Origin of the sequence: uncultured Campylobacter sp., from assembly GCF_938017615.1 — a bacterium.
Lineage (GTDB): Bacteria > Campylobacterota > Campylobacteria > Campylobacterales > Campylobacteraceae > Campylobacter_B.
In genome coordinates this window covers 1-14458 of sequence record NZ_CALIJA010000185.1, presented here as the reverse complement: position 1 = coordinate 14458, position 14458 = coordinate 1, and the positions used below count along the sequence as shown (strand labels likewise).

At 43.0% G+C, this 14458-nt stretch carries 16 protein-coding genes and 1 pseudogene; 13 read left to right on the top strand and 4 right to left on the bottom strand.

What is annotated here, in order from left to right; all coding sequences use genetic code 11:
- Positions 1–352: hypothetical protein (locus Q0620_RS09550; protein WP_298784772.1), on the top strand; the 352-nt coding region annotated here is incomplete at its 5' end.
- Entirely contained in the window at positions 353–841 is a 489-nt protein-coding gene (locus Q0620_RS09545) for a hypothetical protein (RefSeq protein ID WP_298784770.1), read from the top strand.
- A 143-nt stretch (positions 842–984) separates the two neighbouring features.
- Here the strand turns inward: Q0620_RS09545 and Q0620_RS09540 are convergent, their stop codons facing one another.
- The 4 genes from Q0620_RS09540 to Q0620_RS09525 form a co-directional block, all read right to left on the bottom strand.
- Positions 985–1803, bottom strand: coding sequence for an ATP-binding protein (locus Q0620_RS09540; RefSeq protein WP_298784768.1), 819 nt, complete (start codon positions 1801–1803; stop codon positions 985–987).
- A gap of 942 nt (positions 1804–2745) precedes the next feature.
- Positions 2746–3468, bottom strand: coding sequence for an LPS export ABC transporter ATP-binding protein (gene lptB, locus Q0620_RS09535; protein WP_298784766.1), 723 nt, complete (start codon positions 3466–3468; stop codon positions 2746–2748).
- A complete protein-coding gene (gene tsaE / locus Q0620_RS09530) occupies positions 3461–3868 on the bottom strand; it encodes a tRNA (adenosine(37)-N6)-threonylcarbamoyltransferase complex ATPase subunit type 1 TsaE (RefSeq protein ID WP_297987247.1) in 408 nt (135 codons plus the stop codon). The genes lptB and tsaE overlap by 8 nt, the downstream gene beginning before the upstream one ends.
- Positions 3852–4097, bottom strand: coding sequence for an RNA-binding S4 domain-containing protein (locus Q0620_RS09525; RefSeq protein ID WP_297904011.1), 246 nt, complete (start codon positions 4095–4097; stop codon positions 3852–3854). Before Q0620_RS09525 ends, tsaE begins: the two co-directional genes overlap by 17 nt.
- Positions 4098–4185: 88 nt before the next feature.
- On the opposite strand from Q0620_RS09525, the gene Q0620_RS09520 reads away from it, so the two are divergent.
- The 11 genes and pseudogenes from Q0620_RS09520 to Q0620_RS09470 form a co-directional block, all read left to right on the top strand.
- Positions 4186–5406, top strand: coding sequence for an argininosuccinate synthase (locus Q0620_RS09520; protein ID WP_177386989.1), 1221 nt, complete (start codon positions 4186–4188; stop codon positions 5404–5406).
- A gap of 173 nt (positions 5407–5579) precedes the next feature.
- Positions 5580–6023: a 50S ribosomal protein L9 gene (rplI, locus tag Q0620_RS09515; RefSeq protein ID WP_298784763.1), complete on the top strand. Its 444-nt coding sequence runs from the start codon at positions 5580–5582 to the stop codon at positions 6021–6023.
- Positions 6016–6564 (top strand): ATP-dependent protease subunit HslV, encoded by a 549-nt coding sequence (gene hslV, locus Q0620_RS09510; protein WP_297904003.1) that lies wholly within the window; start codon positions 6016–6018, stop codon positions 6562–6564. Before rplI ends, hslV begins: the two co-directional genes overlap by 8 nt.
- Positions 6561–7880, top strand: coding sequence for an HslU--HslV peptidase ATPase subunit (gene hslU / locus Q0620_RS09505; RefSeq protein WP_298784762.1), 1320 nt, complete (start codon positions 6561–6563; stop codon positions 7878–7880). Before hslV ends, hslU begins: the two co-directional genes overlap by 4 nt.
- Before the next feature lie 509 nt (positions 7881–8389).
- Complete coding sequence (gene era, locus Q0620_RS09500) at positions 8390–9259, top strand: GTPase Era (protein ID WP_298784761.1); 870 nt, start codon at positions 8390–8392, stop codon at positions 9257–9259.
- 62 nt (positions 9260–9321) lie between these two features.
- Positions 9322–10842 carry a hypothetical protein gene (locus tag Q0620_RS09495; RefSeq protein ID WP_297923683.1) on the top strand — a complete coding sequence of 507 codons (1521 nt, stop codon included), beginning with the start codon at positions 9322–9324 and terminating at the stop codon, positions 10840–10842.
- Positions 10842–11495: a hypothetical protein gene (locus Q0620_RS09490; protein WP_297923682.1), complete on the top strand. Its 654-nt coding sequence runs from the start codon at positions 10842–10844 to the stop codon at positions 11493–11495. The genes Q0620_RS09495 and Q0620_RS09490 overlap by 1 nt, the downstream gene beginning before the upstream one ends.
- 68 nt (positions 11496–11563) lie before the next feature.
- Entirely contained in the window at positions 11564–11923 is a 360-nt protein-coding gene (locus tag Q0620_RS09485; protein ID WP_298784760.1) for a hypothetical protein, read from the top strand.
- Positions 11901–13412: a pilus (MSHA type) biogenesis protein MshL gene (gene mshL, locus Q0620_RS09480; RefSeq protein ID WP_298784758.1), complete on the top strand. Its 1512-nt coding sequence runs from the start codon at positions 11901–11903 to the stop codon at positions 13410–13412. Before Q0620_RS09485 ends, mshL begins: the two co-directional genes overlap by 23 nt.
- Positions 13405–14235 carry an ATP-binding protein gene (locus Q0620_RS09475; protein ID WP_298784756.1) on the top strand — a complete coding sequence of 277 codons (831 nt, stop codon included), beginning with the start codon at positions 13405–13407 and terminating at the stop codon, positions 14233–14235. Before mshL ends, Q0620_RS09475 begins: the two co-directional genes overlap by 8 nt.
- Positions 14228–14458 (top strand): annotated as a pseudogene (locus Q0620_RS09470) (hypothetical protein); the annotation flags it as partial. The gene Q0620_RS09475 and the pseudogene Q0620_RS09470, both read left to right, overlap by 8 nt.

The window sequence follows — 14458 nt, the reverse complement described above, 5'->3', positions numbered from 1 at the left end:
CGGGCAAAAATATAGAGAAATTTTACTTGTACCAGATAGTAAAAAAATCGGCATAAAAAGTTTCTATGTAGTTAAAAACCCGTCTGATCAAAGTGGTATCTCTGGTATGATTGAACGTTCTATATCTCGTCAAGGTTTTAATATTACATCCGATCAAAAAAGTGCAGATTTAGTAGTGACCTATGATGTTATACATCTAAGTTATGGAGTACTCTATATTATCTTTAGAGATGCTAAAGATAATTTTCCTATGGTTATATGTAATGATATACGATATGGCTCTGAGGCCATAAATAGAGAACTTGCGGTTCAAGAAATAATCGAAGCCATGCTGAAAAAAGAAGGAATTTAGATGAGATATGCATTAATTTTAATTACGGCGCTACTTTTAGGTGGTTGTGTCCAAAAGACCACTTATACCGAGCTTACACCAAATTTTGCAGGGGTAAATACGTTTAATAAAAGTGTAGAAATTCACGCTTCGGGTGTGGCAATGCAAGAAACGGGGTTTTATGATGAATTTGAAAAGGCGATTGGAGAGAGCATACAAAGATCTAATTTGTTTACTCAAATAGCTACAAATGGTTCAGATGTAACTCTAAATGCATTTTTGGTTAGAGTCTCCATGCCAATAATGGCCCTTAGTTTTGACGCTACAGTAGAGGTTGCATGGACGTTAAAACAGAATGGACAAGTGATTTATAGACGCTCATTTACGACTAGCTCATCTCAAGTTCGAGTGAGTTTTGCTGCAGCAGATCGTGCAAAATCTGCAATCAATGCAGCGATAAAAGAAAATATTGCTCTTGCGCTTACCGATATATCGAGGCAGAAGCTTTAGATAAAAAAATATATTCAGAATATAAATTTATAGATATTGAGCTTTATAGAGTGGCTATTTAAGACTACTTGCAAATTCCTAAGCTGATTTGAAATTTACAAATTTTAAATCAGCTTGAGAAATTGCGGGAATTTCTAAGATTTTTACGGCAAATTTATCAGCTCGACTTTGTTTTCCAGCGATTTTGGGATCAATAAAACCTTGCCGTCGCTTGAGATGTCCGTAGGCCTTTGCATCGCGCCGAGGTTTATTTTGCGTATCTGTCCGTTCGCATCTATACGCCAAATTTTGCCGCTTAAAAGGTCCTCGCCCCAGTCGCTAACTAAAATTTCGCCGTTTTTTCCGCGCGCTATGCCGTAGAAAACCCCCTTCATATCGGCAAAGATCGAAATTTCGCGAGATTTCAGATCCATGCTTAGCACGCGCCCCGGGACCTTTCCGCTAAGATCGAAGGTAGTGATCAGAAGCTTGTCGCCTTTGAGCAGAAGCGCGCCCGCATTGCCGAGCGACGGGTCGATGCGCGCGAATTCATCGTAGCTTTTTGCGTTTAAATTTATGCTGTAAATCACGCTACGCGCATTATCGCTTGCGAGCAAAACCTCGCTACCGAGCGCTACGACGTCGTTTAAGGCCTGCGCTCCCTCGATTTTTAGATTGAAAACTTCCTGACCTTTGCTAAAGCCTCTGATCGCATCCAGATCGCATACGTAGAGCACGCCCTCGATCTGCGCCATCCCGCCGGGATTTACGAGATCGTCTATAAAATTGGTCTCAACGACATTGGAATTTTTTACGATCCTACTTATAAAGCCGCCTCTGCCTAGCGAATCTTCGTTTTTGCCGCGATTTGCGATGTAAAAAGCGTCCTCGGTGATTAGCGAGCCCTCGGGCGCACTGAATCCATCGAACTCTAAGCCGAAAAGTGCGCCTGCCAAGGCGCACGAAAGTAGAACTTTTTTCATAATCTCTCCTTGATCTCGCCAAAATTCTAAGAATTTTAAAATTTAAACTGGAGGCGCCGGGTTAAATTTTTAAACTCCGCGGCGAGCTTTAAGATGAGCGAAATTTAGACCCGCAGAGCAAATAAAAGTGTAATTTTAATTAAACAAGGCGGCTTAATCGGCAAAATTCTAGCGGGTCGGAAGGCCTTGCTTCGCGCGTCGCTTTTAATTTGATGCGTCGAAGCCGAAGCGAGTAGGTTTTGTGTGCGCTTTGGTTTACGCCGCCGCTCGCGGAATTACGCTGTAAAATTTAGCCACATCGCGCGGACCGCAAGTTTCGCATACGTAATTTATTTAGGCAGTTGCTTTAAAATTTTAATTCTACGAGCGGATATTCTTTTGCAAATTGTGGGCGTGATTTTGATGCGCAGATGAAAGCGTTACGTTTAAAGACGCCTCCGCTTTAAAATTTGATTTAATTTAAACAAAGTGTGATTAAAATGCGATTTAAATTTTATGTACCACGGGTGTAAATTGCGGTCGCGAAAAGAGAACCTGCCGCAAAAATTATTTAAAATTTACAGTGCACAAAATACCTTTTGAAATTTAAAAACGAGCCTGAGGCGCACTTCAAAAATTAATGCGTGAGATTTAGACGCCGAGTTCAAATCTCGCCGTGATAACTGTTTCAAAATTTAAAGCACAAAATTCAAACCATACTAATACGCGCCTCGCACCGAAGCGCTACGCCTCAAAATATAAATTCAAACGGGCGCGAAATTCTTGCGCGCTGAGGCTTTACGGGCTTTAAAATTTTAATGCGCAAAATTTTAGATCAAGCGGCATCTGTGTGACTAGCTGCGGCTACTCGCTTGAAATTTAAATCGCAAAACTTAAATTATAGAATTTAACCGCGCGCGCCGAAAAAAAGGGGAGCTGAAAATCCAAAGCGCTCTGGCTGACTTAGATGCTAAAATCCTCGCCGAGGTAGAATTTGCGCACATTTGGATCGCTGGCTATCTCTTTTGCGGTGCCGCCGGCGAACAGCTCGCCGTCTTTGATGACGTAGGCGCGGTCGCAGATCGCAAGCGTTTCGCGGACATTGTGATCGGTGATGAGCACGCCGATGCCGAGTTTTTTTAGGTCGCGCACGATGCTTTGGATGTCGTTAACGGCGATCGGATCGACGCCCGCAAACGGCTCGTCCAAAAGTAGAAATTTCGGCGTTATCATCAGGCTTCGCGCGATTTCGCAACGCCTGCGCTCGCCGCCGCTTAGGCTCACGCCTTTGCGCAATCTGATCGGCTCGATGTTGAGCAGATTTAGCATCTCATCGACTTTTCGTGAGGCCTCCGCTTTATTTTTATAGGTAATCTCCGCGGCGAGCATTAAATTTTCCTCAACGCTCAGCTCCTTAAAGATGCTGCTTTCTTGTGGTAGGTAGCCGATGCCGAGCTTAGCGCGTTTGTGAAGCGGAACCTTCGCGATGCTGTTCTCATTAAGCAAGATATCGCCGCCGCTAGCGCTTATCAGCCCGCAGATCATATAAAACGTCGTGGTTTTGCCCGCTCCATTGGGCCCCAGCAGCCCCACGATCTCGCCGTTGTAAAGCTCCAGCGAGATGCCCTTAATGATCGGCGTGCCTTTTATGGTTTTTTTAAGACCCCTGACTTCCAGTTTATGCATAGCTTACCTCGTATTTTCGCCCTTGCGCGTGCGGCGTGATCCTCACTACGCAAAAATCAAGCTCATATTTTTTAAGTAAATTTATCAAATTTTCATCCGCCCATTCGATCAGATGAAGCCCCTCTTCAAATAAATTTTCAAATAGTCCGTTTTTTAAAATCCCCTCACAGCCGCCGTTATAGATGTCGTAATGATAAATTTTGCCGTAGTTTTGCATGATCGAAAATGTCGGCGAGCTCACGTGCTCGTCTAACCCGTGAGCCCGCACGATCGCGCGCGCAAGAGTCGTTTTGCCGCTGGCAAGATCGCCTATTAGCAAGATTATGCCGCTTTTTGGCAGAGCCTGCACGAGGCGTGAAATTTCATCCTCGCCGCAGATGAGTTCAAAGTTCTTGGACATACTTTGCTTGCTCGCTTTTGGGCGTATTTTTCGCGCTAGGAAAGGCTAGGACCTTAAAGCTTTGCTTCCTATCCAAAAAGCTTATTGTGATAACGTCGCCGATTTTAAGCTCTTTGGCGGGCTTTGCTACCGCGCCGTTTACGGCTACGACGCCGCTTTTACACATATCTTCGCTGATGGCACGCCGCTTAGTGATATTTACTGCGTTTAAAAATTTATCGATTCTCATGGGCGTGAGTTTAGCGACATTTGCCTTAAAAGCAACTATTAAACTATTTTTGGTAGAATTTCGCCAAATTTTACGTAAAGGATTTGAGATGGCAAAAGATGTAAAAAAGGTCGTTTTGGCGTATTCCGGAGGACTAGATACTAGTATTATTTTAAAGTGGCTCGGCGATACTTACGGCTGCGATGTGGTGACTTTCACCGCAGATATCGGTCAGAATGAGGATTTGGAGCCTATCAAAAACAAAGCTGTGAAACTGGGCATCAAAAAGGAAAATATCTTCGTAGAGGATCTGCGCGAGGAATTTGTGCGCGATTACGTATTTCCGATGTTTCGCGCAAATGCCGTCTATGAGGGCGAGTATCTTTTGGGCACATCGATCGCGCGCCCGCTGATCGCTAAAAAGCTAGTCGAAATCGCTAAAAAAACCGGCGCGGACGCCATAAGCCACGGTGCGACCGGTAAGGGTAACGACCAAGTCCGCTTCGAGCTTGGCGCATATGCGCTAAATCCCGATATTAAGGTGATTGCGCCGTGGAGGTTGTGGGATTTGAACTCTCGCGAGAAGCTTCTTGCTTATGCTAAGAAAAACGGCATCGACATCGCCTCAAAGCCCGGCAAGTCGCCGTATTCGATGGATGCGAATATCCTTCACATCTCCTACGAGGGCTTGGTGCTTGAAGATCCCGCCCATGCGCCTGAAGAGGATATGTGGCGATGGACCGTGAGCCCTAAAAATGCGCCAGATAAGAGCGAGATCATCGAGATTGAATACAAGCATGGTGATCCTGTAAAGCTAAACGGTAAGGCGCTTAAACCGCACGAGATGCTAGCAGCGCTTAACGAGCTCGGCGCTAAAAACGGCATCGGCAGGCTCGATCTAGTAGAAAATCGCTACGTCGGTATGAAGAGTCGCGGCTGCTACGAAACTCCGGGCGGCACGATCATGCTAAAGGCTCACCGCGCGATCGAGAGCATCACGCTAGATCGCGGCGCGGCGCATCTAAAAGACGATCTAATGCCGCGCTACGCCGAGCTTATCTACAACGGCTTTTGGTTCAGCCCGGAGCGCTTGCTACTTCAAGAGCTGATAAACAAATCCCAAGAGCACGTAAACGGCAAGGTTAAGCTAGAGCTTTATAAGGGCAACGTGACCGTGCTGGGCAGGGAAAGCAAGAGCGATAGTTTGTTTAATACCGATTTCGTGACGTTTGAAGAGGATAAAGTTTTCAATCAAAAAGACGGCGACGGATTTATCAAACTAAGCGCGTTAAGATTTATCATCGCGGGTAAGAACGGACGCAAGCTTTAGCTGAAATTTTGCCGCAGGGCGGACAGGCAAATTTCACAAAACGAAATTTTAAAATTTATCGAAAAAGTAGCGAGCGGCTGCGGGCAGGTTTCATGAAATTTCACTAAATTTCAGATCCGCCCGCGCCGCTATAAAATTTTATAAATTTAAAGCTAAATTTAAAAGGATAATGGATGAAAGTATTATTGATCAAAGATGTTAAGGGGCTCGGAAAGGCGGGCGAGGTAAAGGAGGTTAAGGACGGCTACGGCAACAACTTCCTAATCGGCAAAGGCTACGCCAAAGCCGCTACGACTGAGGTTTTGCGTAAATTTGAAGCGGATAAGAAAAAGCAGGCCGAGCTTGAAAAATATGAGGTCGCAAGCCTGCAAAAACTAGCCGAGGAGCTAGCTAAGATCCGCGTAAAGATCGCAAAGCAGACGGGCGAGAGCGGCGCGCTTTTCGGCTCAGTGACCAAAGATGAGATCGCAACCGCGCTAAAAGAGCAAAAAGGGATCGAAATCGATAAGAAAATTTTAGAGACCGAGGCTATCAAAACGACCGGGATATACGACGTAAATGTCAAGCTAAAGCACGGCATAAGCGCTAAATTTGAGATAGAGGTGGCTAGTGTTTGAAGCGACTACCATTTTAGCCTACAAAGGCGCGAAGGGCTCCGTCATCGGCGGCGACGGGCAGGTTACGTTCGGAAACACCGTCTTAAAGGGCAATGCAACTAAAATTCGAAAGATCGGCAAAGATGGGGGCGTCTTGGCGGGCTTTGCGGGCAGCACCGCCGATGCGTTTAATCTTTTTGATATGTTTGAAAAGTGCTTAGATGGCGCAAAGGGCGATCTTTTAAGGGCCGTGATAGAATTTAGCAAGCAGTGGCGCAAGGATAAATATCTGCGAAAGCTCGAAGCGATGATGCTGGTGCTGGACCGCAAAAATATCTTTCTGCTTAGCGGCACGGGCGATGTGGTAGAGCCGGACGACGGCAAGATCGCGGCGATCGGTAGCGGCGGGAATTACGCTCTTAGCGCGGCGCGAGCTTTGGATAAATTTGCAAGCTTAGACGAAGAGGAACTTGTAAAGCAAAGCCTTAAAATCGCGGGCGAGATTTGCATTTACACAAACGAAAACATCAAAACATACGCAATTTGGGACGAAAAGAGATGATGACGCCAAAGCAGATCGTAGAGAAACTAGACGAATATATAATCGGACAAAATAGTGCCAAACGCACGATAGCAGTAGCTTTGCGAAATCGCTACCGCAGAATGGCGCTTGAAGATGAGATGAAAAACGAGGTGATGCCCAAAAACATCCTGATGATCGGATCTACCGGCGTAGGTAAGACCGAGATCGCGCGCAGACTTTCGAAGATGTTTGGGCTTCCTTTTATCAAGGTTGAGGCGAGCAAATATACTGAAGTAGGCTTCGTGGGGCGCGACGTGGAGAGCATGGTGCGCGATCTGGCTGCTGCGTCGGTAAATTTAGTGCGCGGCGAGGAATTTGAAAAGAACAAAGACAAGATCGATGATTACATCAAGCGTAAAATTTTAGAAAAAGTCATTCCGCCGCTTCCGCGCGGCGCGAGCGAGGAGAAGGTCGCAGATTACGAAAAAAGCTACGAAAAGATGGCGGTCAAGCTCGAGCGCGGCGATCTGGACGATCTTAGTATCGAGATTGAAGTGAGCGAAAACGCGCTTGAGTCAAATCCAAATTTGCCGCCCGAGATGGCGAATATGCAGGAAAGCTTCATTAAGGTAATCGGAATTTCGACGCGCAAGAGCAAAAAAGAGATGAAGGTAAAAGACGCCAAGGTTGCCCTCAAAAGCGAGGCTAGCGAGAAGGTCCTCGATATGGAGAGCATCAAAGCCGAAGCCGTTAGGCGCGCGCAAAACGAGGGCATCATCTTTATCGACGAGATCGATAAGGTGGCGGTCTCAAGCGGCAATAGCGGCAGGCAGGATCCGAGCAAAGAGGGGGTGCAGCGCGATTTGCTTCCGATCGTGGAGGGCAGCAGCGTAAGCACGAAATTCGGCAATATCGATACCGATCACATCCTTTTTATCGCCGCGGGCGCCTTTCATATCAGCAAGCCGAGCGATCTAATCCCCGAGCTTCAGGGGCGCTTCCCGCTTCGCGTCGAGCTTGACAGCTTAGACGAGGCGGCGCTGTGTGAAATTTTAACCAAGCCGAAAAATTCGCTTCTTAAGCAGTACTCGGCGCTTTTAAAGACCGAAGGCGTGGAGCTGGAATTTAGCGAGGACGGGGTTAAAGCGATCGCGAAATTTGCGGCAAGCACGAACGAAAAGGTCGAGGATATTGGCGCTAGAAGGCTACATACAATAATGGAAAAGGTGCTTGAAGATATCAGCTTCGAAGCGGATAAGTTTAAAGGGCAAAAGATCGTCGTGGATGAGAAGCTCGTAAGCGAAAAGCTCGCAGGCATCGCAAGCGACGAGGATTTGGCGAAATACATTTTATAAGGCGGCGCGACAGCTACTTTTAGAATTCTACAGAGTCGTGGAATTTTGCGGATAGCGAAAATTATGCGCTCTTAGAATTTGCAAAGCGCTGGAATTTCGGGCGCGAAACGTAGCGAAATTTTAAAATGCGCAGAAATTTTATCTTTTTAAATTTGACGATGCTTTGAAATTTTAAGATTGTAAAATTTCAAGGATAATTGAATTCTGTGCGGTGCGGGTTATATATAATGTAGTCGTGGGATGAAATTTAAAATTTCGTTGCTAGTTTATGAAGCCGCAAAATTTATGGCGCGCAGAATTTGAAGTAGATAAAATTCTGCGCTGAGGCAAGTGAAATTTAGCGCTACCGAGCAGTTTGAAATTTTAAAATTTCACTTGCTTGTGCGGCGTGGGAATTTTAAAATTCCCACGCTCGTGCGGAGCCGGCCTGCGCAAAACGAGATTTTAAAATTTACCCGCAAAGGCTTAGTGTTGCGTTTGCAAGATAAATTTATAAATTTAAGGAAAATATGAAAAGCGGATTTGTAACGCTCATTGGGCGGACGAATGCGGGCAAGAGCTCGCTGTTAAACTATCTCTGCGGCGAGAAAATTTCGCTCGTCTCGCATAAAATCAATGCCACGCGCCGCAAGATTAACGGCATCGCGATGAACGGCGCAGATCAGGTGATTTTCACGGATACGCCCGGGCTGCACGAAAGCGCCAAGCTGATGAATAAGCTGATGGTTGAAGTGGCGCTCGGGGCGATTGAGGGCTGCGATTTGGTGCTATTTTTGGCGCCGGTGCACGATGATACCTTTGAATACGAAAAATTTTTAAATTTAAACCCCAGCACCAAACACATCGTGATTTTAACTAAAATTGACGAAGCAAACGACGAAAAGATCGTGCAAAAACTGCTGCAATATCAAAAATTTACCGATAAATTCGAAGCGATAATCCCCGTTAGCATCAAAAAAAAGGTCTATAAAAAGCAGGTTTTGGACGAAATTTGTAAAATTCTGCCCGAGCATGAGTATTTTTACGATCCTGAAATTTTAAGCGCGACCAACGAGCGTGAAATTTATCGCGACTTCATACTCGAGGCGATTTTTGAGAGTATGAGCGACGAGATCCCGTATTGTAGCGACGTCGTGATGGAAAAAATAGTGGAAAAACCCGGTCTAATCTCGGTCTATGCGAGGATCATAACGGACACCAATTCTCACAAAGAGATGTTGATCGGCAAAAACGGCGAGGCGATCAAGCGGATCGGAATTCGAGCCAAAAAGTTAATTTCAAATTTTTCTAAGGTCAAAATTTACTTAAAATTAACAGTTTTTGTAAAAAAAAGCTGGAAAAATGACGAATTTAGGGTAAAAACCGATTTTATCTATTGACATTTTATTTTATTTCTATTAGTATTAGCAGCGTAGAAAATTTCATTTGGAAGTGGAGTGTTATGGCAAAGAATAGTAAAAATGCTAGTTCGATTGTTGCGATTAACAAAGTCACGCAAACCATATTCGGTCTAAGTGAGAATGAAGTTTTCGAGCACGACTTCTCAAAAGCGAATCGTGCGAAGGAAACTTACGTCTCATATATTCCGTATAAGGATATAATGACTGCGACGGTCGAGATAAGCAGATCGGTAGAGGACGCGGATCTTTTAGATGCGATCGTCGTTAAGGTGTATGAGGAGCTGGGGCTTGACACCGCTTTGGATTACAAAATCACCTATAGTGAGGTAATAGGCGCTGGCGGCGATGATAGAATTTTCAATGTCTTTGTCGTAGATAATGCCAAACTCACTTCAGAATTCGATGCGATCGCCGCTAGGACGAACTACATCGACTATGTGGCTATGGCTCCGTTTTTATACGAGGGCTTGTATAATAGAGGTGTCCTAACTCGCGACGGAATCGACTGCTTCATCTACTTGCAACGCGACGATGCGTTTTTGGTAGTGTATCAAAATGGCGAATATTTTCAATCCCGCCAAGTAAGATACAACCTAAAATTTTTGCATGAAAAATATGTCGAGCTAGTCGGTAGCAGGGTCGATGAAGAGAGCTTTTATAGACTGCTCTCCAAACAGGGAGTAAATTTAGAAAATCCGACCGAACGCGATTATATGATCCAAATTTTTGACGATATGTTTTACTACATCAACGACGTATTGAACGGTATTAGTAAAATTTACAACGTCAATATTCAAAACGTTTATATCGGAACGGATATTGGTAAAATTCCTGCGATCGAGGTTTTTGTAGAAAATAATCTAAAGCTAAGATACAAGGATTTTAATTTTAACGTTGCAATCAACGCAAAAGATTATCCACTCACTCAGCTAGATATTTTGATGTTCTTGGTAGGTCAAGATTATTTGGTTACCAAAGACGATGATCACAACTACTCGCCGTTTATGAGACCTCCGCCTTTGACTCAAAGATCAACCGGCAAGCTGATAGGCTATATGCTGCTAGGCTGCTTACTTGGGGCTGCATATCCTGCGTATAATTTTGGCTACGGCTATTATAATAATATGGTAGCTGATGATAAAACTAGCGAATATAAAGGTTTAGAGGAAAAGATGGGTCCAGCTAGAACTGAAAGTGCGCGTTTGGATAAAGAGACTAAAGAGGTAAATGCCCAGGCTGCTAAGAGTGGCAAGGAGCTTAACGACAGGCGCAAACTAATTAATGCCATCTTAGATAAGAAAAATAATTACGCTATGAAGGGTGTTTCTATTTTTGAGCTAACTAATATGGTCGTTAAAAATAAGGGCAATATGGTTAGGATCGGTGATGAGAATAGGACTCTAACTGTTCAAGTGCGCACCAAAAACGATAAGCAGATGACCGAGCTTTTAGAGGATATCAGTAAAAAAGAGGTGTATGGCGTGGATACTAAAACAATCGCGCTACAAGAGGGTAATAAAACCGTCTTTTACGATAGTAATATCAGTGTGGAGGTTAAATAATGAAAAAGAAAAGTTCATTAGATCAACTTGATCAATGGTTTGCCTCCAAGGGAAATAGTGCAAATAACTATTTTTACATAGCTTTATTGTTTGTAGGTGTGGTAGCTTACTTTATTTTAAGTAACTATACAGATCCGTATTTAGAAGAGAGCGAGACAAATCTAAGTACTGCCACGACTAAGCTTGAAGGCGCACAAAGAGAGTATAACGAGTTTTTTGGCGGTGATCCTGATGCTTTTGTTAATAATAAACGCAATATCCTCAATGGTGCTAGGACCAACCTTAACAATATCATTGAAGAGCGTGGGTATCTAGACGGTAAGCTAAAAGAAATTTCGAAGCTTACCTATAATGAAAAGAACTGGGCTAAATTTATGGATAGCCTCTCAACGATCGCAGAGAATAACAATATTAAAATTTATGCTATTCACAGCGATAGAAGAGAGCCTAGCATCAAACAAATTTTTCAGCCTGAAGCTTTGCTGGATATAGATGTGAAATTTGAAGGAGCATTTTCGAACGTCCTTAGGTATATCAACCTTATCGAACAATCGGAGATGATCGTAGATGTAAATAAGATGGATATCAATGCCACTAAAAATGGCAAAATCGGTGGAAGCATCGGTATATCTATCTGGGGAGTAAATTACTAATGAAAAAGTTAATTTTATGCTCTTTGCTACTTTCTACTGCTCTATTTGCTGTAGATAATAATCAGACGGTGGCGCCTAGTAATGGAGCCTATAAAGCTAAGTACGATGCGATATTCGATGATCTTAGTAAGCCTAGAGTGGGTCTTAGCGATGAGCAGATAGCTTCTTTGCAAGATCCGTTCTATCCTAAAGAAGCCAATGCGCCTAGAGAAACTAATCAGCAGGTGGATCTAGGTTATCAGCTAGTAGGTATTATGGGTGATAAGGTTAAGCTAAACGATAAGTGGTATGGTTTGGGCGAGTATGTAGGCTCATATAAGATCGTGCAAATAACGGGTAATAGCGTTATTATTACCAACGACGATGAAAATAAAGTCGAACTAACACTAAAACAAGGAAGTCAAAATGTCATTATTACATATAAGTAAAAAGCTTAGCATAGCCGCTATGCTTGCTTTGTCTGTTACGGCTACTAGTCTATATGCCGCTCCTGCAACTGCAGGTAACTGCGATAGGAAGGCGCTAAATATTAAGATTAACGATACCGTTACGCTAAACGAGATGCTAACTCAGCTATCTGATATGTGCCGCTTTTCAGTGGTAGCAAAAGACGCTATCGCTCAAGAGGAGATGAGTAAGCCACTGCAAGGCGTAAGCATCAAAGACCTTTCTTTACGCGAAGTTTTAGATCTACTCATAAAAGAGAATAATCTAAGCTATGAGTATTCTCATGGCATATTAAAAATTTCAGCGCTAGAGACTAGGACTTTTAAAGTGGATTACATCACTTCTATTAGAGAAGGTACTGCTGTTACTAAATCTTCTGTCGATTCCGCACCTACTAAAGTAGATGATGGCGATAGTGATAAAACAGAAAATGACGATAATAAGATCACTACCAAAGAGAAATTTGATTTTTGGGAGAAGATTAGCGAGGAAATCACCTCTGTTTTAAATAACGGTACCGAAAAATACGTCGCAGTCGCTCCTATTATAAATCAAAATGCCGGTTTAGTAACTGTTACTGCTATGAAGTCTCAGATAGCTCGCGTCGATAGATATCTAAGCGGTATGCAAAAACGCCTTAGTCGCCAAGTCTTGCTAGACGTAAATATCATATCTGTCGAGCTAAATAACGAATACACCACCGGTATAGATTGGAGTAAATTTCAACTAGGATTTAATACCTATGTAGGTGGAGATCCGACTAAGCTTTCAGGATATCACATAGATAACGGAAATAGAGGAAAGGCTAGCGATACTCACGGAACTTGGACGATAGGGGCTAATCTAAATTTCAATATTGACGGTTTGATTAACTTCCTAGAGACTAAGGGCAAAACCAAAATCATATCTAGCCCTAAGGTAACTACGATGAATAATCAGCCTGCTATTATCTCTGTAGGTGATACCATTAACTACGTATTGAAATCTACTACTACAGGTGATTATCAAGGCGGAGATACTCAGTCGGATGATCAGTATTCGATCTTTGTAGGTATTCTTTTGAATATCTTGCCTGAAATTTCAGATGATAATAGGATTATGCTACGAATTAATCCGTCTTTAAGTTCTCTTAAATATGCCGAAGATAATGTAAGAAAAGAAAACGGCAGAAGAGATATCGCACCTGATACCTTGCAAAAGAAACTCTCAAGCGTAGTTTGGGTAGATGATGGCGATACTGTAATTTTAGGCGGTTTGATTGGTGCAACTAAGTCCAAGAATAACACTAGGGTGCCTGTGCTAGCTGAAATTCCATTAATCGGAAATCTTTTCAAAAGTACTGCCGATGTTTTGAGCACATCAGAGCTAATCTTTGTAGTAACTCCACATATCATTGACAATACCGGCGCGCCGCTTGCTACCTCTCTTAAAGAGCTAGGTTACTCAAAATCCATCTACGAAAATGAGTAATAACTATACGGCGATCAAGGAGATTTTTATCGAGGATAACGAAGTCTCAGACTTCGTTAATCTCGATAAATCTACCCTTGCTTATCATAAAATTTTAAATGCTTTGCAAAAGCCGTTGAAACTCATACTTTTTTACGGCAAACCGGGTTGCGGCAAGACATTTTTGCTTAATAAGATCAAGGTCGATCTTGAAAAAAAGGTAAGAGTCGTATTTGTGCCGCAGCCGTTTTTTGATGAGAAAGAATTTTTCTTAGAGCTTTATTCGCAGATTTTTCATTCAACTCCTAGCGAGCCAATTGATAATTATGAAAATTTTATGCGGGTTTACAGAGAGAGATTTGGCATCTCTACCAATGTCGGAGCGGTAGAGCAGGTCGTTATTTTGCTCGATGAAGCTCAGCTGTATCCAGGAAATTTAATAGAAAAAATTCGCCTTATGGCAGATACTAGATTATTTAAATTTTTATTTACGGTGCATAAGACTGACGAGGAAGATCGCCTCGCAAAGGACTATTTTCAGACTAGAATTTGGGAGAGCATCGAGCTTCCTAATTCAAATTTAGGCGAAGTCAAGCTGTATATTGAAAAAAAGCTTGTACTTCACGGCTTTCAACAATACTATTTTATGTTTAGCGACGATAATTTCGATTTGATTTTAAATTTAACGGACGGCAATATGAGGAACATCAACAAGCTTATGTATAAGATGTATGAGCTTTTTGAGTATTACGAAGTAAATAAACCTACGGAAATTAGTTTTTCGCAGATTAATAATAAAATTATAGAGATGGCAGCGATAGGCTCGGGGATAATAAATGCTTGAATTTTACGAAGTAAACGAACTTGAAAAAAAATGGGAAGAGTATAACAAAAACAGAAAGCAGTTTTCTTTCCTGAAATCTAAGCCGAATTTCGTATTGAGATTCGACAAGACGATTCTGGGGCTTTTGATATTGATCTCGGTTGCTATCGGAGCGATATTTTGGCTGCTTAAAGACAGCGATAGCGTGAGCATGGCGAGGATAAATCAAAATATCGAGAATAAA

Excerpts from the sequence above, each read along its gene's own strand:
- Q0620_RS09545 (WP_298784770.1), top strand. The coding sequence starts at position 353 with ATGAGATATGCATTAATTTTAATTACGGCGCTACTTTTAGGTGGTTGT.
- Q0620_RS09540 (WP_298784768.1), bottom strand. The coding sequence starts at position 1,803 with ATGAAAAAAGTTCTACTTTCGTGCGCCTTGGCAGGCGCACTTTTCGGC.
- lptB (WP_298784766.1), bottom strand. The coding sequence starts at position 3,468 with ATGCATAAACTGGAAGTCAGGGGTCTTAAAAAAACCATAAAAGGCACG.
- tsaE (WP_297987247.1), bottom strand. The coding sequence starts at position 3,868 with ATGTCCAAGAACTTTGAACTCATCTGCGGCGAGGATGAAATTTCACGC.
- Q0620_RS09525 (WP_297904011.1), bottom strand. The coding sequence starts at position 4,097 with ATGAGAATCGATAAATTTTTAAACGCAGTAAATATCACTAAGCGGCGT.
- Q0620_RS09520 (WP_177386989.1), top strand. The coding sequence starts at position 4,186 with ATGGCAAAAGATGTAAAAAAGGTCGTTTTGGCGTATTCCGGAGGACTA.
- rplI (WP_298784763.1), top strand. The coding sequence starts at position 5,580 with ATGAAAGTATTATTGATCAAAGATGTTAAGGGGCTCGGAAAGGCGGGC.
- hslU (WP_298784762.1), top strand. The coding sequence starts at position 6,561 with ATGATGACGCCAAAGCAGATCGTAGAGAAACTAGACGAATATATAATC.
- era (WP_298784761.1), top strand. The coding sequence starts at position 8,390 with ATGAAAAGCGGATTTGTAACGCTCATTGGGCGGACGAATGCGGGCAAG.
- Q0620_RS09495 (WP_297923683.1), top strand. The coding sequence starts at position 9,322 with ATGGCAAAGAATAGTAAAAATGCTAGTTCGATTGTTGCGATTAACAAA.
- Q0620_RS09490 (WP_297923682.1), top strand. The coding sequence starts at position 10,842 with ATGAAAAAGAAAAGTTCATTAGATCAACTTGATCAATGGTTTGCCTCC.
- mshL (WP_298784758.1), top strand. The coding sequence starts at position 11,901 with ATGTCATTATTACATATAAGTAAAAAGCTTAGCATAGCCGCTATGCTT.
- Q0620_RS09475 (WP_298784756.1), top strand. The coding sequence starts at position 13,405 with ATGAGTAATAACTATACGGCGATCAAGGAGATTTTTATCGAGGATAAC.